The sequence below is a fragment of the Amycolatopsis bartoniae genome (genome assembly GCF_014191255.1).
Classification (GTDB): Bacteria; Actinomycetota; Actinomycetes; order Mycobacteriales; family Pseudonocardiaceae; genus Amycolatopsis_E; species Amycolatopsis_E bartoniae.
Window position 1 is genome coordinate 211,929 of sequence record NZ_JACHWH010000001.1, and the last position, 21,324, is coordinate 233,252.

19 protein-coding genes are annotated in these 21,324 nt (G+C 70.4%); 11 read left to right on the forward strand and 8 right to left on the reverse strand.

The genetic code is table 11. From position 1 onward, the window contains the following. Positions 1-65 precede the first annotated feature (65 nt). Positions 66-1,379, reverse strand: coding sequence for a sensor histidine kinase (locus FHX82_RS01095; RefSeq protein ID WP_145932383.1), 1,314 nt, complete (start codon positions 1,377-1,379; stop codon positions 66-68). A 25-nt stretch (positions 1,380-1,404) separates the two neighbouring features. Continuing rightward, positions 1,405-2,826: a CCA tRNA nucleotidyltransferase gene (locus tag FHX82_RS01100; RefSeq protein WP_261377061.1), complete on the reverse strand. Its 1,422-nt coding sequence runs from the start codon at positions 2,824-2,826 to the stop codon at positions 1,405-1,407. Positions 2,827-2,957: 131 nt separating this feature from the next. On the opposite strand from FHX82_RS01100, the gene FHX82_RS01105 reads away from it, so the two are divergent. The 9 genes from FHX82_RS01105 (at position 2,958) to FHX82_RS01145 (ending at position 13,553) form a co-directional block, all read left to right on the forward strand. Continuing rightward, positions 2,958-3,482, forward strand: coding sequence for an NUDIX hydrolase (locus tag FHX82_RS01105; protein ID WP_145932381.1), 525 nt, complete (start codon positions 2,958-2,960; stop codon positions 3,480-3,482). Further along, positions 3,479-5,608 carry a DUF6049 family protein gene (locus tag FHX82_RS01110; RefSeq protein ID WP_145932380.1) on the forward strand — a complete coding sequence of 710 codons (2,130 nt, stop codon included), beginning with the start codon at positions 3,479-3,481 and terminating at the stop codon, positions 5,606-5,608. The genes FHX82_RS01105 and FHX82_RS01110 overlap by 4 nt, the downstream gene beginning before the upstream one ends. Positions 5,609-5,922: 314 nt before the next feature. Beyond that, positions 5,923-7,758: a murein biosynthesis integral membrane protein MurJ gene (gene murJ / locus FHX82_RS01115; protein ID WP_145932517.1), complete on the forward strand. Its 1,836-nt coding sequence runs from the start codon at positions 5,923-5,925 to the stop codon at positions 7,756-7,758. Positions 7,759-7,840: 82 nt separating this feature from the next. After that, a complete protein-coding gene (locus FHX82_RS01120) occupies positions 7,841-9,412 on the forward strand; it encodes a protein kinase family protein (protein ID WP_145932379.1) in 1,572 nt (523 codons plus the stop codon). Between the two features lie 10 nt (positions 9,413-9,422). Further along, positions 9,423-10,028 (forward strand): RNA polymerase sigma factor SigM, encoded by a 606-nt coding sequence (gene sigM / locus FHX82_RS01125; RefSeq protein ID WP_145932378.1) that lies wholly within the window; start codon positions 9,423-9,425, stop codon positions 10,026-10,028. After that, on the forward strand, positions 10,025-10,756 hold the full coding sequence (locus FHX82_RS01130; RefSeq protein ID WP_145932377.1) for an RsmA family anti-sigma factor: 732 nt from the start codon (positions 10,025-10,027) through the stop codon (positions 10,754-10,756). The genes sigM and FHX82_RS01130 overlap by 4 nt, the downstream gene beginning before the upstream one ends. Positions 10,757-10,840: 84 nt before the next feature. Next, complete coding sequence (gene trxB / locus FHX82_RS01135; protein ID WP_145932376.1) at positions 10,841-11,833, forward strand: thioredoxin-disulfide reductase; 993 nt, start codon at positions 10,841-10,843, stop codon at positions 11,831-11,833. A gap of 39 nt (positions 11,834-11,872) precedes the next feature. Continuing rightward, positions 11,873-12,199, forward strand: a complete 327-nt coding sequence (gene trxA, locus FHX82_RS01140) for a thioredoxin (protein ID WP_145932375.1) — start codon at positions 11,873-11,875, stop codon at positions 12,197-12,199. 208 nt (positions 12,200-12,407) lie between these two features. Further along, a complete protein-coding gene (locus FHX82_RS01145) occupies positions 12,408-13,553 on the forward strand; it encodes an N-acetylmuramoyl-L-alanine amidase (protein WP_145932374.1) in 1,146 nt (381 codons plus the stop codon). 63 nt (positions 13,554-13,616) lie between these two features. Here FHX82_RS01145 and FHX82_RS01150 read toward each other — a convergent pair whose 3' ends face one another. Continuing rightward, positions 13,617-14,264, reverse strand: coding sequence for a GNAT family N-acetyltransferase (locus FHX82_RS01150; RefSeq protein WP_145932373.1), 648 nt, complete (start codon positions 14,262-14,264; stop codon positions 13,617-13,619). Positions 14,265-14,433: 169 nt separating this feature from the next. Here FHX82_RS01150 and FHX82_RS01155 point away from each other — a divergent pair, with 169 nt between their 5' ends. Then, complete coding sequence (locus tag FHX82_RS01155) at positions 14,434-15,747, forward strand: aminotransferase-like domain-containing protein (RefSeq protein ID WP_145932372.1); 1,314 nt, start codon at positions 14,434-14,436, stop codon at positions 15,745-15,747. A gap of 36 nt (positions 15,748-15,783) precedes the next feature. After that, positions 15,784-16,734 (forward strand): D-alanine--D-alanine ligase family protein, encoded by a 951-nt coding sequence (locus FHX82_RS01160; RefSeq protein ID WP_145932371.1) that lies wholly within the window; start codon positions 15,784-15,786, stop codon positions 16,732-16,734. Between the two features lie 75 nt (positions 16,735-16,809). On the opposite strand, the gene FHX82_RS01165 is transcribed toward FHX82_RS01160, so the two are convergent. From FHX82_RS01165 to yidC, 5 genes are all read right to left on the reverse strand, one after another. After that, positions 16,810-17,808 carry a ParB/RepB/Spo0J family partition protein gene (locus tag FHX82_RS01165; protein ID WP_145932370.1) on the reverse strand — a complete coding sequence of 333 codons (999 nt, stop codon included), beginning with the start codon at positions 17,806-17,808 and terminating at the stop codon, positions 16,810-16,812. After that, positions 17,805-18,707 (reverse strand): ParA family protein, encoded by a 903-nt coding sequence (locus tag FHX82_RS01170; protein ID WP_229880768.1) that lies wholly within the window; start codon positions 18,705-18,707, stop codon positions 17,805-17,807. The genes FHX82_RS01165 and FHX82_RS01170 overlap by 4 nt, the downstream gene beginning before the upstream one ends. A 75-nt stretch (positions 18,708-18,782) precedes the next feature. After that, the gene (rsmG, locus tag FHX82_RS01175) at positions 18,783-19,478 is read right to left on the reverse strand and encodes a 16S rRNA (guanine(527)-N(7))-methyltransferase RsmG (RefSeq protein WP_145932368.1); all 696 of its coding nucleotides are present in this window, start codon (positions 19,476-19,478) and stop codon (positions 18,783-18,785) included. A 182-nt stretch (positions 19,479-19,660) separates the two neighbouring features. After that, entirely contained in the window at positions 19,661-20,203 is a 543-nt protein-coding gene (locus FHX82_RS01180) for a Jag family protein (RefSeq protein ID WP_183176563.1), read from the reverse strand. 27 nt (positions 20,204-20,230) lie between these two features. Further along, the gene (gene yidC / locus FHX82_RS01185; RefSeq protein WP_145932366.1) at positions 20,231-21,322 is read right to left on the reverse strand and encodes a membrane protein insertase YidC; all 1,092 of its coding nucleotides are present in this window, start codon (positions 21,320-21,322) and stop codon (positions 20,231-20,233) included. Between the last annotated feature and the right edge of the window lie 2 nt (positions 21,323-21,324).

Sequence of the window (21,324 nt, forward strand, 5' to 3'; positions counted from 1 at the left end):
GCCCCGAAAACCGCCCCTGACCTGCGGACGCGGCCTGTCGCGGTGACGCCACGAACGGCCGCGGGCTACCGCGGCATCCAGAGGGTCACCCGGGTGCCGCTGCCCGGGCTGGACTCCACCCGCGCGCGGCCGCCGGCCTCCGCGAGGCGTGCCGTGATCGACTCGCTGATGCCGAAGCCCGCGGGGCGGTGGGACTCGTCGAAGCCGGTGCCGTGGTCGCGGATCACCACGGCGACCCCGCCGTCCTCCTCGGCGACCCGGACCACGACCTGGTCGGTGCCGCCGTGTTTGAGGGTGTTGCGCATCGCCTCGCGGGCGGCGTCCCGGATCGCCACCTGGCGCACCTCGTCGAGGGTTTCCTCGTCCAGTTCGGCCATCACCAGCTGCGCCCGCAGTCCCTCGCGCGCCATCTCCGCCGCCAGCGCGGTCAGCTTCTCGCCGAGCGGGCGGGCGGCTTCCTCGTCCGACTCCCGCTGCGAGGTCTCCAGCATCTGCCGCACTTCGAGCGCCTGCGCCCGCGCGATTCGGCGCAGCTCGGTCAGCTGCTGGTCCGCGTCACCCGCACCGGGCAGCGCCATGCTTTCCAGCGTCTGGAGCACCGTGTCGTGCAACGTCCGGTGCTGCCGCGCGCGCTCCGCGAGCCGCCCGTGCCGGATGCCGTACGCCAGCGCCAGCCGCGTCCCGAGGCCCAGCAGCACCAGCGCACCCGTCGCGGTGAGCAGGACGCCGAGCATCGTGCCGAGCGCGGTGAACCCTTGTTTCACGTTGAACACACCGCTGTTGAACAGCCACGCCAGCATCGCCAGCGGAATGCTCAGCACCAGCAGCCCGGCTCCGTAACCGATACCGAGCGCCAACGTGAGCAGTGCGATCCCGCCCAGCAACTCCTTGCCCGGCACCTGCATCGCGGCCGCGAACGACGACGGCGGGACCACGGCCGCCACCACGAGGTACGCGGCGACGGTGAACACCACGTCCAGCAGTAGGAGGCGCGCCGCGTTGCCGTTGCGGAACGGCGCCGAGCGCAGCAGCCAGCGCAGGCCGAACACGTTGAGCCCCACGCACAGCACCGCGACCACCGGCACGACCGGCGAACTGCCGCCGTCGGCGTAGAACGCGGCCAGCGCGCCGAGCACCGCGATGATCCGGTACAGCAGCGGCACCATCGCCACGTACCGTGTCGCGCGCAGCAGCAGGTTGTCCTGCACCGTCACGTCCACGGGCCCGGCCATGCGGCGCATCCGGCGCAGGGCGGCGATGGGGGACGGGTCGGCAATCCGGTCGTCCAGCTCGCTGGTGGCGGTGGCCATCGCCGGCGCACCCCGGCGCAGGAGCGTCACGAGGAACCCGGCCCGCGGAGTTCGGGTGTTCACACCCATGGAGTCCCCTCGCGCGGCGCGGAAGTTACGGAATCCCGTTCTCCTCGGCCCAGCGCCGCAGTTCCACGATCGCTTCGTCACGGGACAGGGGACCGCGGTCGAGCCGGAGCTCCTTGAGGTACCGCCACGCCTTCCCGACGAGCGGACCGGGCGGCAGGCCCAGCAGTTCCATGATCTGGTTGCCGTCGAGGTCCGGTCGAACCCTGGCGAGGTCCTCTTCGGCCTGGAGGCGGTTGATGCGCTCCTCCAGATCGTCGTACGTCCGCTGCAGCGCGGCGGCCTTGCGCTTGTTGCGCGTGGTGGAGTCGGCGCGCACCAGCTTGTGCAGCCGCTCCAGCAGCGGGCCCGCGTCGGTGACGTAGCGCCGCACGGCCGAGTCGGTCCACTCGCCCTTGCCGTAGCCGTGGAACCGCAGGTGCAGGAACACCAGCTGGCTCACGTCGTCGACGATCTGCTTCGAGTACTTCAACGCCCGCAAACGCTTGCGGACCATCTTCGCACCGACGACCTCGTGGTGGTGGAAGCTCACGCCACCGCCCGGCTCGAACCGCCGCGTGGCGGGCTTGCCGATGTCGTGCAGCAGCGCGGCCAGCCGCAACACGAGGTCCGGCCCGTCCTGCTCCAGCGCGATCGCCTGCTCCAGCACGGTGAGCGAGTGCTGGTAGACGTCCTTGTGCTGGTGGTGCTCGTCGATCGCCAGCCGCATCCCCGGCACCTCGGGCAGCACGTGCGTGGCCAGCCCGGTGTCGACCATCAGCTCCAGCCCGCGCCGCGGGTGCTCGCCGAGCAGCAGCTTCGAGATCTCCGTCTGCACCCGCTCGGCGGTGATGCGCTGGATCTCGCCCGACATCTCGGTCATCGCCTCGACCACGCGCTCGGCCGGGGTGAAGCCCAGCTGCGAGGTGAACCGGGCGGCGCGGAGCATGCGCAGCGGGTCGTCGGCGAAGGACTCCTGCGGCGTGGCCGGCGTGTCGAGGACGCGCCTCGCCAGGGCCTCCATGCCGTCGTGCGGGTCGACGAACTGCTTTGTCGTCAAATCGATTGCCATGGCGTTGACCGTGAAGTCCCGCCGCACCAGGTCACCCTCGATCGTGTCGCCGAAGGTGACCTCGGGGTTGCGGCTGACGCGGTCGTAGGCGTCGGCGCGGAACGTGGTGATCTCCAGCGTCGAGCCGCGCTTGGCGACGCCGACGGTGCCGAACTCGATCCCGGTGTCCCACACGCCGTCCGCCCAGCCGCGGACGATCTCCAGTATTCGATCCGGGCGCGCGTCCGTGGTGAAGTCCAGGTCGTGCGAGAGCCGGCCGAGCAGCGCGTCACGCACGCTGCCGCCGACGAGGTACAACCGGTGGCCGGCCCGGGCGAAGAGCCCGGCCAGCTCGTCGGCGAGCGGTGAGATCCGCATCAGCTCGATCACCGCATTCCGCTGGGCAGCGAGTTCGTTCACTGGGACACAACCACCTGCAAGGTCCACTGTTGCCGACGAGACACGAGTAGCCAGCGTACCCATCGACCGAAAGTGAGGGCGCAACTACGCTTTCGCAACCACTCAGCACCGGCAACCACTAGCATCGCAGCATGTCTGGATCGACCGGTCGCTCCGGCGGAGGGAAGCCGCGGCGCAGGTCGCGCCGCCGCCGCGGCCGGAAGATGACCACGGTCGACGAGACGTCCGCCGGCGGCCTCGTCGTCGACGCCGAGCGCGAGCAGGCGGTCCTGATCGGGAGGCTCGACCGGCACGGCAAGCTGCTGTGGTCGCTGCCGAAGGGGCACATCGAGGACGGCGAGACGATCGAGCAGACAGCGCTGCGTGAAGTCAAGGAGGAGACCGGGATTTCCGCGCGCGTGCTCTCCCCGCTGGGGACGATCGACTACTGGTTCGTGGCCGAGCGACGGCGGGTGCACAAGACCGTGCATCATTTCCTGCTGGAAGCCGTCGGCGGCGAGCTCTCCGACGAGGACGTCGAGGTCACCGAGGTGGCCTGGGTGCCCATCGCGGATCTGGAGCGCAGGCTCGCCTACACCGACGAACGCGCCCTGGTGCGCAAGGCCCGAGAGCTGTTCGCGGACGAAGAGCCGGCGACCGAAGGAGTCGGAGAGTGAAGCGGTTCGCCGCCGTGGTGTCGGTAGCGTTCCTGGTCGTCCTGCTGGCGCCGCTGCGCGTCGGCGCCCAGCCGGTCACGGACACGCCGAGCCGGCTGCGTCTGGACGTCACGCAGATGAACCCCCGGGTGCTGACGTCCACGTCCAGCACCCTGAACATCACCGGCACGGTCACCAACACCGGCGACCGCCGCATCAGCGACCTGCAGGTGCGCCTGGAGCTCGGCGAGCGGCTGGGCACGGAACGGCAGGTGCGCACGGCGATGTCCGGCACGCCGGCCACGCCGGTGACCAACACGAAGTTCCTCGACCTCGACCCGGCGACGCTGGAGCCGGGGCAGACCGGGCAGCTGACGATCACCGTGCGCCTGGACGGCTCGGCCGGCGGTCTGCGCGTGCCGAGCGCCGGGACGTACCCCCTGCTGGTGAACGTCAACGGCACCCCGGACTACGGCGGCGCGGCCCGCCTCGCGTCGCTGAGCCTCCTGCTGCCCGTGCTCGGCGCGCCGGGCAAGGCGCCGGCGAGCCCGCCGGACGACCCGGCGAAGGTCACGGTCGTATGGCCGGTCGCGGACACCCGTCCGCGGGTGGTCGCCGCGCCGTTCAACGGCAGGGTCGTGCTGGGTGACGACGTGCTGGCAGGCGACCTGCGACCGGGCGGGCGGCTGGACGCGCTGGTCTCGTCGGCGCTGGCGGTCCGCGACGACGCCCAGGTGAGCCGCTCGCTGTGCTACGCCGTCGACCCGGATCTGCTGGACACGGTGGACGCGATGAGCCGCGGCTACGACGTCCGGACGCCGCAGGGCAACGTCCCGGGCAGCGGCACCGACGCGGCGAAGACGTGGCTGGCGTCGCTGAAGCAGCTGGTCGCGAACCAGTGCGTGATCCAGATGCCGTACGCCGACGCCGACCTGTCCGCGCTGGCGGGCGTCCGTGGCGGCGACCTCATGACCTACGCGCTCAACACCGCGCAGCACGTGCAGCAGGTGATCGGCGCCCAGCCGCTGCCCGGCGTGCTGTGGACGGGCGGCTCGCTCGACTCCGCCGCGCTGACGGCGTTGCAGAACGCCGGGATCAAGACCCTCGTGGCCGATCCGGCGGACCTGTCGAGCGACGGCGAGAGCGCCGTCACCGTCAAGGGCACGTCGCTGCGGGCGCAGCCGGCCGACTCACTCGTGGCCACCGGATTGGCGGGTGCGACGAGCCGTTCGGCCACGGCCGCGACCCCGCCCGACGACCCGGCGGTCGGCGCCCAGAACGGGCTGGCCGCGCTCGCGTACCGCGGCCTCACCGGTGGCGGCGGGTCCGTGCTGGTCACGCCGCCGCGCCGGTGGTCGCTGCCCCAGACCGAGCTGACCCAGCTGCTCCAGGGCGTCGGCGAGCTGGTCGGCCGCCGGATGCTGACCGCGACCCCGCTGACGCAGCTGCTCACCCAGGCCGCGTCGGGCACGGCGACGATGAGCTACACCGCCGAGGACGTCGCCGCCGCCACGCCCGCGTCGGTCACCGACACGATGAGCTCCGTCGAGTCGACGATGGCCGATCTGCGCAGCGCGATGTCGGTCGACCCGGTGGCGCAGGTGGACCCCGACCAGCTGCTGATGCCGCTGCGTTACGCGCTCGTGCGCAACACCTCGACGGCCTGGCAGCCCGGCACGGACGCGGCGGAGGTGTCCGCGGGCGACTCCCGCACCCAGCTCCAGTCGCTGCTCGGTCAGGTCACCGTCGACACCCCTGGCGTGCCGATCTCGCTGGCCTCCGGCTCGGCGCCGCTGCCGGTCTTCCTGCACAACTTCCTGCCCGTCCAGGTCGACGTGCGGGTCGCGCTGAACAACAACACCGGCTTGCGCACGGGTGACATCGGCGACGTGCTGCTGCCCGCCGGCCTCGGCAGCAACAACAAGATCACCATCCCCGCCGAGGCGCTGCGGGCCGGCCGATTCAGCGTCACTGTCGCGCTGAGCACGCCGGGCGGCACCCAGCTGGGCAGTCCGGCGCGCTTCGAGCTGCGGTCGAACCAGTACGGCGTGGTGACGCTGGTGCTGACGATCGCCGGCGGCGTCGCGCTCGTGCTGCTGTCGGGGCGGCAGATCTATCGCCGAGTCAGGGCCCGTCGCGCGAAGTGACTACCCTGGAGTGACCGTAACGACCGCCGAGGATTGGGCACGCGTTGGACAGAGAGCCGGGGTGGCCACCCGAGCGTCCCGCCGAACGTGTCGCGCGGCGCCCGCCGCCTGACCGGACCCCGCCGCCGGAGCAGCCGACGCGGCGCGTGAAGCCGGTCCCGCCCAACGGGCGGCGCAGGCAGGTCCCGCCGCGGTCCCAGCAGGCCCCGGTCCCGCCGCCGCCCGTGCGGCAGCCGCCGCCGCGCCAGCCGCCGCCCCCGCGCCGCCAGCCGGTACGGCCGTGGCGCCAGGAGCGCGAGCAGTCCCCGGACAGCATGCCGTTCGGGGCGCCGCCGCTGCCCCCGAACGATCCCGACGCCACGATGCTCATCCCGCGCATCGTCGGGGCGCCCACCAGTTCGCGGTGGCCGATAGCCGACCCGGACTCGATGCGGCCGTACGACTCGCTGGCCACCCGGATGATCCCGCGGCTGTCGAGCTCCTCGGCCAGCTCGTTCGGCGAGGGGCCCGGTCTCGACGCGACCGGTTACCTGCCGAAGGTCGAGCCACCGGCCAAGACGGCGGAGCCGTCGCTGGTCAAGTCCTCCAGCCGCATCGCGATCGCCTCGCTGATCAGCCGCATCACCGGCTTCTTCTGGAAGATCATGCTGGTGTGGGCGGTCGGCACGAGCGTCGTGAACGACTCGTTCAACATCGCCAACACCCTGCCGAACATCGTGTTCGAGCTGCTGCTCGGCGGGGTGCTGAGCAGTGTCGTGGTGCCGCTGCTGGTCCGGTCGCAGGACGATCCCGACGGCGGCGAGGCGTACACGCAGCGCATGCTCACCGTCGCGTTCGTACTGCTGCTAGCCGGCTCGGTGGTCGCGGTGATCGCGGCACCGGCGCTCACGTCGTTGTACCTCGACGGCGGTTCTGGGCAGGCCAACCCGGCGCTGACCACGGCTTTCGCCCGGCTGCTGCTGCCGGAGATCCTCTTCTACGGGTTGTTCGCGCTGCTGTCGGCGGTGCTGAACGCGAAGCAGATCTTCGGACCGGCGGCGTGGGCGCCGGTGGTGAACAACCTCGTCGTCATCATCACGCTGGCGCTGTTCATGGTGCTGCCCGGCGAGATCAGCACCGACCCGGTGCGCATGGGTGACACCAAGCTGCTCGTGCTCGGCCTCGGCGTCACCATGGGCATCGTCGTGCAGGCGCTCATGCTGGTGCCGCCGCTGCTGCGCACCGGCTTCCGGTTCAAGTGGCGCTGGGGCATCGATCGGCGCATGCGCGAGTTCGGCGGGCTCGCGCTGTGGATCCTCGGATACGTCGCGGTCAGCCAGATCGGTTACACGATCAACACCCGGGTCCTGACCAGCGGTGACCCGGGTGGCGTCACGATCTACTCCAACGCCTGGCTGCTCTTCCAGCTGCCCTACGGCGTGATCGGCGTGTCGCTGCTGACGGCGATCATGCCGCGGCTGAGCCGCAACGCCGCCGACGGCGACACCCGCAAGGTGGTCGCCGACCTGTCCTACGCCTCGCGCATCTCGACCGTGATGCTGGTGCCGATCGCCGCGGTGATGAGCGTGATCGGCTCGTCGGTCGGCATCGCGCTGTTCAGCGGTGGCGCGAACTCGACCGCTGCCGCCGAGCGCCTCGGCGAGGCGCTGGCCATCTCGGCGTTCGGGCTCCTGCCGTACGCGCTAGTCATGCTGCAGCTGCGGGTGTTCTACGCGATGAAGGACGCGCGCACCCCGACGCTGATCATGATCGTGATGACCGTGGTCAAGGTCCCCCTGCTGTACCTGTGCCAGGCGCTGCTGTCCGACCAGAACATCGTGCTCGGCACCATGATGGTCAACTCGCTGACGTTCGTGATCGGCGCGATCATGGGCCAGGTCTGGCTGTGGGTCAGCCTCGGCAACCTGCGCAGCAAGCGCGTGCTGGGCGTCATCCTGTTCACCCTCGTCGCCAGCGCGCTCGGCGTCGTGGCGGCCGTGCTCCTCGGTTCGATCGTGCCGGACTTCGGCCCTCGGATCACCGCGTGGATCAAGCTGATCCTGCAGGGGATCGTGGGGCTCGGCGTCTCGTTCGGCGTCCTGGCCGCACTCCGGGTGGAGGAGCTCGCGCCCGCGACCAAGCGGTTCACCCGTTTGGTGAAGCGCAGGTAACGATCGACACACGGATAACCCCGTATGACCCGTCGTACTCGCGTACTCTCGACTCCCAGAGGCGCGAAAGAGAGAGCTCGGGGTGAACGAGAAGCGGAGCGAACAGCTCGGTGTCCGCGCGCGGGGCGGGTCCCTCGCGCCGGGCAGTGTCGTCGGTGACGGCCGGTACCGGCTCCTCGCGCAGTTCGGGATCGACGAACGGGCGGGCGCCCACCTCTGGCGCGCCCGTGACGGGCAGCTCCGCCGCGACGTCGCGCTGACCCTGCTGGTGGGCGACCCGGCGGACGCGGAGTCCGCCCGGATGGCGCGCCGCACCCTGGAGCGCGCGGCCCACGCCGCGAAGTTCACGCACGACGGCGTCGCCCGCGTGCTCGACGTGCTGAGCCTCGGCAGCGGCATCACCTCCAGCGAGGGGCTGCTCGGGGTCGTCGTCACCGAGTGGACCAAAGGCACGGACCTCATCGACCTGGTCGCCGAGCACCCCGTCGCCCCGCTCACGGCGGCGCGGATGGTGCAGAAGCTGGCCGAGGCGGTCGAGCGCGCCCACCACGCGGGGCTCGTGCTCGGCCTCGACCACCCCCAGCGGCTGCGGCTCACCACCGACGGCACGCTGCGGCTCGCCTTCCCCGGCCCGCTGCCCGACGCGACCCTGCGTGACGACGTCAAGGCCATCGGCGCGGTGCTGTACCTGCTGCTCACCGGCCGCTGGGCGCTGCCGGGCGGACCCGCGGCCATCCCGGCGGCGCCGCACGCGCCCAACGGCAGACTCGTGCCGCCGAAGTCGCTCGTGGCGTCGGTGCCCGCGGAGCTGTCGTCGCTCGCCGTGCGCACCATCGAGGACGGCGGGCACGGCGGGATCCGCACCAGCGCGGCGATCCTGCGCGCGCTGGAGCTGGCCGCCGAGGCGGAGGAGCGCACGCAGCTGATCAACGCCGCCGGCGTCAAGCCGGACGACGACGGCACCATCTGGACCACGAAGAAGCCGGTCAAGGACAAGGCGCGGCGGCGCAAGCTCGCGCTGGGCGTCACCGTGCTGGTCGTCGCGGCGGTCGCGATCCTCGCGTGGCTCGGCATGCTCGCCATCAGCTTCTTCCAGGACAGCCCCAGCGACGGCCCGCCGATCAACGTCGCGCAGCCCACCACCACGGCGCCCGCCCCGAGCAGCTCGCAGGCCCCGCCGCCCAGCAGCAGCGCACCGGCGCAGCCGCAGCTCGGTGCGCCGGTCGCCCCGGCGAGCACAGCGGTCTACAACCCGGACGGCGACGGCGACAACACCAGCCGCGCGAAGAACCTCGTCGACGGCGACCCGGGCACCATCTGGCGCACCGACCAGTACCGCCAGCAGTTCCCGGCGATCAAGCAGGGCGTCGGGATCATCGCGTCCTTCGACAACCCGATCAACCTGGCGAAGGTGACCATCGCGGGCGGCAGCGACGGCACGGTGGTCGAGCTGCGGTCGGCCGACTCGAAGACCCCGGACCTCGACTCCACGCACGTGCTCGGCACGGCCACCCTGAACGGCCAGTCCACCGACATCACGCTGCCGCAGCCGCAGCAGGGCCAGTACTTCATCGTGTGGATCACCCAGCTGTCGGGCAGCGCCGGGAAGTACCAGTCGCAGATGGGCGAATTGACGTTCATACCCGCCCAGTAGTGTGTCGCGGGTGACCGCAGCCGTACCGACGGACGCCGAGCTCATCGCGGCCCACGCCGCGGGGGACGCAGGCGCGTTCAGCGAACTGGTGCGGCGGCACAGGGACCGGATGTGGGCCGTCGCGCTGCGCACGCTGCGCGACCCCGAAGAGGCGGCCGACGCACTGCAGGACGCCTTCATCTCCGCGTTCCGGGCCGCCGGCAACTTCCGTGCCGAGTCCCAGGTGACCACGTGGCTGCACCGCATCGTGGTCAACGCCTGCCTCGACCGCATGCGTCGCAGGCAGGCGCGCCCGACGGTGCCGCTGCCCGAGACGGGGCTCAACGAGCCGGCGACGCCACGCGACTCGATGGCCGACCGGGAGACCAGGCTCGTCATCTCCGCGGCGCTCGACCAGCTGCCCGAGGACCAGCGGACGCCGATCGTGCTGGTGGACGTGGAGGGATACTCGGTGAGCGAGACCGCGAAGATGCTGGGCATCGCGGAAGGCACGGTGAAGAGCCGGTGTGCCCGGGGTCGCGCGAAACTCGCCAAGGTTCTCGGTCATCTGCGGAACCCGGATGCGATTGCGAACGTCCCAACTTCCGAAAGCAAACGCCGACGGGAGGCTCGATGACGGACGAGAGTCGGGGGATCGCCGACCGGCCGTGGTCTGTCGATCTGCTCGCCGACCTGCACGCGGGCGTGCTCGACGACGCCACGGCGGCCGAGCTGTGGCCGCGCGTCCAGGCCGACCCCGAGGCCCAGGCGGTCATCGAGGCACTCGAAGCGACCACGGCGGACCTGGCGACGTTGGCCACCGCGCCCGCGCCGCCGATGCCCGCGGCGGTGGCCGCCCGGATCGACGCCGCGCTGGCGCAGGAGGCCGGGCACGTCGCGCCGGTCGTGGACCTCGCGGCCGCCCGCCGCAGGCGCAACCGCCGGATCGGCTGGATCAGCGGAGTGGTCGCCGTCGCGGCCGCCGCCGTCGCGGCCATCGCCATCACCGTGCCGGGTACCAGCGGCCAGTCGGGCACTCCGGTGGCCGAGCCACCGTCCAGCAGCGCTCCGGCAGGTGGTTCGCTCGCCGTGCGCAGCGATCAGCCGCAGGCCGCGGTCGCGCAGCTGAGCGCGGGCGTGAAGGACTACGGCCCACTCGGTGACGCGCAGCGGCTGAACGCCTGCCTGCAGGAGGCCGGGTTCGCGGCCACGGCGGCGCCGATCGGCGTCCGGCCGGGCACGCTCGACGGGCGGCCCGCCGTGCTGGTGCTGCTCACCACGGGCAGGCTCGCCGAGTTCCGGCTCGTCGCGCTGTCTCCGGACTGCGGCCCGAAACCGCTGCTCGACCAGGTCGTCGGCAAGTAGCGCGACGGGGGTCACCGCCGGGAACACCTGACCCTACGATCGTGTTGAGCCTGGTACGCAGGTCACGACGAGCGGAGGTCACGGGTGGCAGCGGAGAACGTTCGGAACCTGATCATCGTGGGATCCGGACCGGCTGGGTACACGGCCGCGGTGTACGCCGCGCGCGCCCAGCTCGAGCCCCTGGTGTTCGAGGGTTCGCAGTTCGGTGGCGCGTTGATGACCACCACCGAGGTGGAGAACTACCCGGGTTTCAAGGACGGCATCCAGGGTCCCGACCTCATGGACGAGATGCGCAAGCAGGCCGAGCGCTTCGGCGCCGAGCTGCGCGCGGAGGACGTCGAAGAGGTCGAGCTGACCGGGGACGTCAAGTACGTGACCGCGAACGGCGTCCGGTACGCGGCCAAGGCCGTGGTGCTGGCGATGGGCGCCGCCGCGCGGTACCTGAACGTGCCGGGCGAGCAGGAGCTGCTCGGCCGCGGTGTGTCCGCCTGTGCGACCTGTGACGGGTTCTTCTTCCGCGAGCACGACATCGCCGTCATCGGCGGTGGCGACTCCGCGATGGAGGAGGCCACGTTCCTGACCAAGTTCGCGCGGTCGGTCACGATCATCCACCGCCGCGAGGAGTTCCGCGCCTCGAAGATCATGCTGGAGCGCGCCAGGGCGAACGAGAAGATCCGCTGGGCGCTGAACAAGCAGGTCACCGAGGTGGTCGGCGACGGCAAGGTCGAGGGCGTGAAGCTGCGGGACACCATCACCGGCGAGGAGTCGACGCTGGACGTCACGGGCTTCTTCGTCGCGATCGGGCACGACCCGCGCAGCGCGCTGGTGCGCGGCCAGGTGGACCTGGACGACGACGGGTACGTCGTCACCAAGGGCCGCACGTCGTACACGAACCTCGACGGTGTGTTCGCTGCGGGTGACCTCGTCGACCGCACCTACCGCCAGGCGATCACCGCCGCCGGCTCGGGCTGCAGCGCGGCCATCGACGCCGAGCGGTGGCTCGCCGAGCACGCCGGGACCGAAGAGGCCGAGACCGCTCCCGAGCTGGTCGGCGGCGGCTACGGCCCGGCCAACTGACCACCTGACCCCGCATCCCACAGGTAAGGAGAGAGTCCCATGTCCAACACCGTGAAGGTGACCGACAAGTCGTTCGCCGACGACGTCCTGACCAGCGAGACCCCCGTTCTGGTCGACTTCTGGGCCACCTGGTGCGGCCCGTGCAAGATGGTCGCGCCCGTGCTGGAGGAGATCGCGGGCGAGCACAAGGACAAGATCAAGGTCGCGAAGCTCGACATCGACGAGAACCCGGGCACCGCGCGTGACTACCAGGTCATGTCCATCCCGACGCTGATCCTGTTCCAGGGCGGCAAGCCGGTGAAGCAGATCGTCGGCGCCAAGCCGAAGGCTGCCCTGCTTTCGGATCTTTCCGACGTTCTCGCCTGAGCGAGGCAACCTGGACCCGGGGGCGTGCGTCTTCCGAAGACGGCCCCCGGGTTCTGTGCTGTCCATCCCGCGCAAGGGTGACGCACCGACCGGCCCTGCGTGATCACGGAGAGTCCACAGGGCAGAATAAGGATCCGGGTCAGCTGCCCCGAACTGTTTGCGCCGCACCGGAATCCCCCGCCGGTGCCCAAGGAAGAGCGAGGAGTGCATGCGGGTACTCCGCCGCGGTGACGCCGGTGAAGACGTCGCTGAGATCCGGTCGATGCTGGTGTCGTTGGGCCTTCTCGCCACCCCGGGCGAGGCAGCCGATCCCGCGCTCTTCGACCAGGAGGTCGAGCGAGCCGTTCGCGGTTTCCAGCAGCGCCGGGGCCTGATCACCGACGGGATCGTCGGCCCGGCCACCTACCAGGTGCTGCGGGGCGCGACCTACCACCTGGGCAGTCGCCCGCTCGCGTACCTCATTTCCTCGCCGGTCCACGGTGACGACGTGTTCGCGCTGCAGGACAGGCTCACCGAGCTGGGTTACGACGCCGGCCGCCCGGACGGGTTGTTCGGCGGGCGCACCGAGCACGCCCTGCGGAACTTCCAGCGCGACTACGGGCTGACGGTCGACGGCATCTGCGGCCCGGCGACGGTGCGCGCGCTGCGTCAGCTGTCCCCGCGCGCGCGTGGCGGCCGCCCGGTGTTCCTGCGGGAGCAGGAGCAGGTGCGGCAGGCGGGCCCGCGGCTGCGCGGCAAGCGCATCGTGATCGACCCCGGGCACGGCGGCCCCGACTCGGGCGTGGTCGTCCAGGGCGTGCGCGAGTCGGACGTCGCGTGGGACCTGGCGCGCCGGCTCGAAGGCCGCATGAAGGCGACGGGCATGGAGGCGCTCATCTCGCGTGGCCCGGACTCCGGCGCGACCGAGGCCGAGCGGGCGGCGTTCGCCAACGAGGCGGGTGCTGACCTGTTTCTGTCGCTGCACTGCGACTACAACCAGTCGCCGCACGCCCAGGGCGTCGCGACCTTCCACTTCGGCAACGGCTACGGCACCACGTCCACGGTGGGCGAGCTGCTGGCGGGGTTCATCCAGCGTGAGCTGGCGGCCCGGACGGGGCTGCTGGACTGCCGGACGCACGCGAAGACGTGGGAGATCCTGCGGCTGACGCGCTGCCCGGCGGTGCGCATCGAGATCGGCTACCTGAGCAACCCGAACGACCGGGCACGCATGTCGGACCCGGCTTTCCGGGACATCGTCGCCGAGGGCATCCTCGTGGCGGTCAAGCGCCTGTACCTGCTGGGCGAGGGCGACCAGCCCACGGGCACGTTCACCTTCGCCGACGTGCTGGCGCACGAACTGGCCAAGGCGGAGTAGCTCGCTCAAGGCGCGGACAGCGTGTGCACAACTGTGCCTAGTTGTCCACAGATCTGTGGACAACTAGGCACGCAGAGTGCTCGGCTCCGCCGTCTTGATGCTCACCTGGTCGAGCAGGCGCTCCAGAGCAGCTTCGACGTCTTCCTTCCAGGAGATCGCCGAGCGCAGCTCCAGGCGCAGCCGGGGCCACTTGGGGTGCGGCCGCACGGTCTTGAAGCCCACCGCGGACAGGAAGTCCGCCGGGACGACGCACGTGTGCCCCATCGCCTCGTTCGCCGGCTCCTCGGGGTTCGCGTCGCCGAAGGCTTCGATCGCCCGCACCCCGCGGCGCGTGAGGTCCTTCGCGACCGCCTGGACGAGCGTGCGACCGAGACCGCCGCCGCGGAACTCCGGTAGTACGTGAAAGCCCGTCAGCAGCACCGCGTCGGCGCTCGGCGGGGAGGTGGGGAAGGCGTTGGCGCGCGGCACGGCGTTCGGCGGCGCGTACAGCACGAAACCGACCGGCAGGTTGTCGCTGTAGATCAGGCGGCCACAGGAACCCCACTCCAGCAGCACGCTGGAGACCCAGGCTTCCTTCTCGACCTCCGTGGACCCGAACTCCTCCGCCTGCGCCCTCAGGTGCGGCGCCAGCTCCCAGTACACGCACCGGCGGCAGTGCTTGGGTAGCTGCTCCAGGTTGTCCAGCGTGACGCCCACGACGCGACGCGACACCCGACCTCCCAGAACGTTCGGACCGATCGACGGGCATGAAGTACCGTCGCAACATTTTTCGGTCGCTTCTGAGGATAGGTCCATGTGACGCGTGCCGAAAGGCCGCGAAGGTCACAAGGTCGGGTGGTTACACTCGACGGACTGCCCGCCGACACGCTTGCGAAGTGCTATGACTGCCTCGACGCCCGACCGCTCCGGCCGCCACAAACTCGATCCGCACCTCGACCGGTACGCCGCGCGCACCGCGGGGATGACCGCGTCGGAGATCCGAGCGTTGTTCGCCGTGGCGAGCAGGCCCGAGGTCGTCTCGCTGGCCGGCGGCATGCCGAACCTCGCCGCGCTGCCGCTCGACACCCTTTCGGCGCAGGTGGGCGACCTGATCGCCGAAGACGGCCTCGTGGCGCTCCAGTACGGCTCCGCGCAGGGCATCCCGGTACTCCGGGAGCAGATCTGCGAGATCATGGCCCTGGAGGGCATCTCGGCCCATCCGGACGACGTCGTGGTGACGGTCGGCTCCCAGATGGGCCTGGACATGGTCACCCGCCTGTTCTGCGACCCCGGTGACGTGGTGCTCGCCGAGGGCCCGTCGTACGTCGGCGCGCTCGGCTCGTTCGCCGCCTACCAGGCGCAGGTCCTGCACGTCGCGATGGACGACCAGGGCCTGGTCCCGGAGGCGCTGCGAGAGGCCCTCGCGCAGGCCGAGAAGGCCGGCAGGCGCGTCAAGTTCCTCTACACGATCCCGAACTTCCACAACCCCGCAGGCGTGACGCTGGCCGTCGAGCGGCGCGCCGAGATCCTCGCGATCTGCCGGGCGCACGGCGTGCTCGTGGTCGAGGACAACCCGTACGGCCTCCTCGGCTTCGACGGGCAGACGTACCCCGCGCTGCGCTCGCTGGACCCCGAGAACGTCGTCTACCTCGGGTCGTTCTCCAAGACGTTCGCCTCCGGGCTGCGCGTCGGCTGGGTGCTGGCGCCGCACGCGGTGCGCGAGAAGCTCGTGCTGGCCGCCGAGTCGGCGACGCTGTGCCCGCCCTCGCTGAACCAGATGATCGTCGCGCGGTACCTGGCCACCCACGACTGGAAGGGCCAGATCAAGACCTTCCGCGAGAACTACCGGGAGCGGCGGGACGCGATCCTGTCCGCGCTCGAACAGCACATGCCCGCGGGCTGCAGCTGGACGCGTCCCGACGGCGGTTTCTACGTCTGGGTCACCGTGCCGGAGGGCGTGGACACCAAGGCGATGCTGCCGCGCGCGGTGACGGCACGGGTCGCGTACGCGTCGGGAACGGGTTTCTACGCTGACGGTTTCGGCAGCAGGCAGATGCGGTTGTCGTACTGCTACCCGACGCCCGAGCGGATCCGTGAGGGCGTCCGCCGCCTCGCCGGAGTGCTCGAGTCCGAAATGGACCTGGTGCGCACGTTCGGTAACGTCAGCATGAAGCCGATTTCCGGGCCGGAGAACCCGTCCCCGGACACGGCCTGATCTGCTGTCCACAACAGACGACCAGGGGAGTACGGCGTGGTGAGCGCATCCGTCGCGGTGCTGGCAGGCGGGCTCTCGCACGAGCGAGACATTTCCCTTCGCTCCGGCAGGCGGCTGTCCGCCGCGTTGCGGGCGCAGGGGCTGACCGTCGACGAGTGGGACACCGACGCCGGTCTGCTCGACCGGCTCCGCAAGGACAGGCCGGACGCGGCGGTGATCGCGCTGCACGGCGGCGAGGGCGAGAACGGCGCGGTCCAGACCATCCTGGAGATGCTGAAGGTGCCGTACGTCGGCACCAGCTCGCAGGGCTGCCGCCGGGCGTGGGACAAGCCCACCGCCAAGGTGCTGCTCGCCGAGGCCGGGTTCGCCACGCCGGACTGGGTGGTGCTGCCCAGCAGCACGTTCCGCGAGCTCGGCGCGCAGCCGGTGCTGGACGCGATCGTCGACCGCCTCGGGCTGCCGTTGATCCTCAAGCCGGACCAGGGTGGTTCGGCACTGGGCACGCAGGTCGTGCGGGACGCGTCGGAGCTCCCGGCCGCGATGGTCGGTTGCTTCGCGTACGGGGACACCGTGCTGGCGGAGCGGTTCATCGACGGGACCGAGGTGACGGTCGGCGTCGTGGAGCGCGACGGCGTGCCGTGGGCGCTGCCGGCGGTCGAGATCGTGCCCGAGAGCGGGGTGTACGACTACACCGCCCGCTACACCGCCGGCCTCACCGACTTCTTCACGCCCGCCCGGCTGCCGGACGACGTGGCGAAGGCGGTCGGCGAACAGGCCGTCGCCGCGCACCGGATCCTGGGCATGCGGGACATCTCGCGGACTGACGCGATCGTGGCGGCCGACGGGACGGTCCAGTTCCTCGAAGTGACTCCGTCGCCTGGACTGACCGAGACGTCGACGGTGCCGATGGCGATGGAGTCCGCCGGGACCAACCTCGGCGAGGTGTTCGCCGATCTGGTGCAGCGCGCGATCGCCCGTACCGCCTGACAGATGCTGAAGGCCCCCTCCGGATGCTCGGAGGGGGCCTTCAGCTATTCATCACCGTGACGAAATGACCTGGTGTCATTCCTCATTGGAATTAAGTGTCCGATTTGTCGCTTCCGGCGCCATCAGCGCCACGATCCGCTCCAGATCGTCGACGGAACCGAACTCGACGACGATCCGGCCCTTGCGGCGGCCGAGGTCGACCTTCACACGGGTGTCGAAGGTGTCCGAGAGGCGAGTCGCGAGATCCTGCAACCCGGGCGCCTGCATCGGCTTGCGCGGTTGTGCCTTCGGCTTCGCCGGCGCCTCGCTCTTCTTGAGCGTCACCGCCTCTTCGGTCGCGCGGACCGACAAGCCCTCCGCGACGATCCGGGTCGCGAGCTCCTCCTGAGCCTCCGGGTCCTCCAGCGACAGCAGGGCCCGCGCGTGACCGGCCGACAGCACCCCGGCGGCGACCCGGCGCTGGACGGGGAGGGGGAGCTTCAGCAGCCGGATGGTGTTGGTGATGACCGGACGGCTGCGCCCGATGCGCGTCGCGAGCTCCTCGTGCGTCACCTCGAACTCGTCGAGCAGCTGCTGGTACGCGGCCGCCTCTTCGAGCGGGTTCAGCTGGACGCGGTGGATGTTCTCCAGCAGTGCGTCCCGCAGCATCGCCTCGTCGGCGGTCTGCCGGACGATCGCGGGGATCTTTTCGAGCTCAGCCAGCTGCGAGGCACGCAGGCGGCGCTCACCCATGACGAGCTCGTACTGCTCGTCCGGCAGCTCCCGCACGACGATGGGCTGCATGAGCCCGAACTCGCGGATGGAGTGTTCGAGCTCGGCGAGCGCCTCCTGGTCGAACACCTGCCGGGGCTGCTTCGGGTTGGGCCGGATCGCGTTGATCGGCACCTCGCGGTACACCGCCCCGGCGACCTCGCCCCCGGCCTGCGGGACCGCGTTGTCGACGGACCAGTCCTTCTCGCCGTTGCGCGAGGACGTCTCGGGCCGGGCTTCCGCTGCCGGCTGCTCACCCGCCGCCGGTCCGGTGGGGATCAGCGCCGCGAGGCCGCGGCCGAGCCCTCCTCTGCGCTCCGTCATAGTGTTCCGCTCCTCGATCCGTTGGTGCTGCCGCGCTCGGCGATCTCCTTCGCGGCGTCGACGTAGCTCATCGCGCCGCGCGAACCCGGGTCGTACGCGAGCACGGTCTGGCCGTAGCTCGGCGCCTCCGACACCTTCACGTTGCGGGGGATGACGGTCTTGAGTACGACGTCGCCGAAGTGACCGCGGACCTCGGCGGTCACTTGGTCGGCCAGCTTGGTGCGGCCGTCGTACATCGTGAGCAGGATCGTGGAGACGGCGAGGCTGGGGTTCAGGTGCTTCTGCACGAGGTCGATGTTGCTCAGCAGCTGGCCGAGACCTTCCAGCGCGTAGTACTCGCACTGGATGGGGATGAGCACCTCGCGGGCGGCGACCATCGCGTTGACCGTGAGAAGACCGAGCGACGGCGGGCAGTCGATGAAGACGTAGTCGACGCCGATCTCGTCGATCGCCTCCGCCGACAGTGCCTCCTTGAGCCGCGACTCCCGGTTCTCCATCTCGACGAGCTCGATCTCGGCACCGGCCAGGTCGATGGTCGCGGGGACGCACAGGAGGTTGGGGGACTGCTCGCTGACGGCCACGGCGTCCGCCAGGGACACCTCGCCGAGGAGCACCTCGTAGACCGACGGGGTGCCGGAGCGATGGTCCACGTTGAGCGCGGTGCTGGCGTTGCCCTGGGGGTCGAGGTCGATCACGAGGGTTTTCAACCCGTGCACGGCGAGCGCGGCAGCCAGGTTGACCGCACTGGTGGTCTTGCCGACGCCACCCTTCTGGTTGGCGACGGTGAGAACGCGTCGGTGGTCGGGGCGGGGCAGCATGTTGGGTTCAGGATGCAGAACGCGCGCCGCGCGCTCGGCTTCTTCGGCGATCGGGGTCCAGTCTGACGAAGGCGGGGTCACCGGCCGAGCCACCTCTCTGGTATCGACACTCCACCGCGCACACCGCACGGTTTCACGTGGAACATGGCCATCTTTTCATCCCGTCCGCTTCGACCGAACACCGACAGCGTTTCGCCGTCGTTTCCCCTGAGCCGATGCCTGCGGACGCTCTCGCTCGACAATCACAACGGTTGTGGGGACCTCCAACAGGCCGACCCCACATTCGGAGACCTCCGGCTGGCCGCCCCCGAGCCGGGCCACGGCCGCCGCGTCGCGGGCGATTTCGTCCCGCGCACTGGCCCCCTTCAATGCGAGCATCATGCCACCTTCACGGAGAAGAGGCAGGCACCATCCCGCCAATCGAGCGAGGGGAGCGACCGCTCGGGCGGTCACCACGTCCACGGTACCGATCTCCGCGCGGACGGCCCGTTCCTCCGCTCGGCCGCGGGTCACCCGGACGTCCAGTTCGAGTTCCTCGATCACCTCGGTCAGCCACTCGACGCGTCGCGCCATCGGCTCCACGAGGGTGAGCTCCAGATCCGGCCGAGCGATCGCCAACGGGATGCCCGGCAGACCGGCGCCGGAACCGACGTCGACCACGGTCGCCCCCTTGGGGATCCGCTCGCCGACAACCGCGGAGTTGAGGAGGTGCCGATCCCACAGCCGGTCCACTTCCCGGGGACCGATCAGGCCACGCTCCACCCCATGCTCTTCCAGTAGTGCCGCGAACCGCTCTGCCGCCGCCAGCCCCGCCCCGAACACCTCGGCGGCCGGGCCTCGCACGTCTCCCACTCGTCACTCCGTTTCACGTGAAACTCGCTCCTACCGATTGTCCCCGACTCCAACATCAAGAGTGGGAGGCGGACCGGTTTCACGTGAAACAGGGCAGCGGAAGTCGTGCGTAGGGATATGTCCCGCAAAAAAGGAGCGGCCCGCCGGTTTCCCGGCGGGCCGCTCCCTTGATCCCTGGTTCGTCAGTCCTCGTCGTCCGGCAGGACGACCACCCGGCGCTTCGGCTCCTCGCCCTCGCTCTCGCTCCGCGCGCCCTCAACCGCGGCGACCGCGTCGTGCACGACCTTGCGCTCGAACGGGCTCATCGGCTGCAGCCGCACCTTCTCGCCCGTCGACACGACCGTCTCGGCGGTCGTGCGGCCGAGCTCCCGCAGCTCCTCCCGGCGCGCCGCACGCCAGCCCGCGATGTCCAGCATCAGCCGGCTGCGGGTGCCGGTCTCCTGCTGCACCGCGAGCCGCGTCAGCTCCTGCAGCGCTTCGAGGACCTGGCCGCGGTTGCCGACGAGCTTCTCGAGATCGTCACCACCGTCGATGCTGACCACGGCGCGGCCCGCTTCGACGTCCAGGTCGATGTCCCCGTCGTAGTCGAGCAGGTCCAGCAGGCGCTCCAGGTAGTCCCCGGCGATGTCACCCTCCTGGACGAGCAGATCGGCGCCGGTGGGCGCGTTCTCCTCATCACCGGACTTGTCCTGCTCGGTTCCGACCGCCTCGACCGTCTCCGACATCATTCGTCTCCTTCCCCGGGGCAGCCGTCAGCGACGCTTCTGCCCCGAGCCTTTCTGTCCAGAGTTCTTGCCACCCGATGCCGGCTTCTTCCGCTGCTGCGCCGTCCCGTTCTGCGGGCGCTGCGGCTGGTCGGCGAACCGGTGGGGGGAGCCTGCCTTGGAACTGCGCTTGCCGCCGCCATTCGACGCGGGGGTCGCGCCGCCGGTCTCCGGCTTGTCCTCGTCCGCGGCCTTGGCCTGCTGCGCCGGCTTCTGACCGGGCTTCGGCTTGGCACCCGGCTTCGGCGCGAGCGCGTCGCGCTTCTCCTTCGCCTCGGCCTTCTTCGCGGCCTCTTCCTTGTCGATGCGGGTGTACACGAGCCGCTGCTGCATCAGGGTCCAGCTGTTGTTCGACAGCCAGTAGACGAGCAGCCCGATCGGGAAGAAGGCACCGAACACGAGCACGCCCAGCGGGAAGACGTACATCGTCAGCTTCTGCATCATCGCGGCCTGCGGGTTGGCCTCGGTCGCGGCGGCGGCCTGGCGCGCCGTCGAGTGGCGCGCGGTCAGGTGGGTCAACACGCTCGCGAGGATCATCAGCGGGATCGCGACCGGGGCCACGTTCCAGTTCCAGCCGCCGCCGGTACCGCCCAGCACCGACGCGTGGTGGATCGCGTCACCGATGTTGACGCCGAACAGCTTCGCGTTGACGTACGACTCGACGCCGGCGTGGTCGAAGAAGTAGTTGTTCGCCTTCTGGTCGAGCGGCTTGTTCGTGAACGACCGCAGCACCCAGTTCAGACCGATGAAGACCGGAATCTGGAGGAGCATCGGCAGGCAGCTGCCCAGCGGGTTGACGCCGTGCTCGCGCTGGAGCTTCTGCATCTCCGCCGCTTGGCGCTGCTTGTCGTTCGCGTACTTCTTCTGGATCTTCTTCAGTTCCGGCGCGAACTCCTGCATCTTCTTCATCGACCGGACCTGGTTCACGAACGGCTTGAACATGATGCCGCGGACCGTGAACGTCAGGAACATGATCGCGAGGATCCAGGCGATCGCGTTGTTGTCGCCGAGAACGAACCCGAAGACTTTGTGCCAACACCAGAGGATGAAGGACACGGGGTAGTAGATGAAGTTGAGCACTG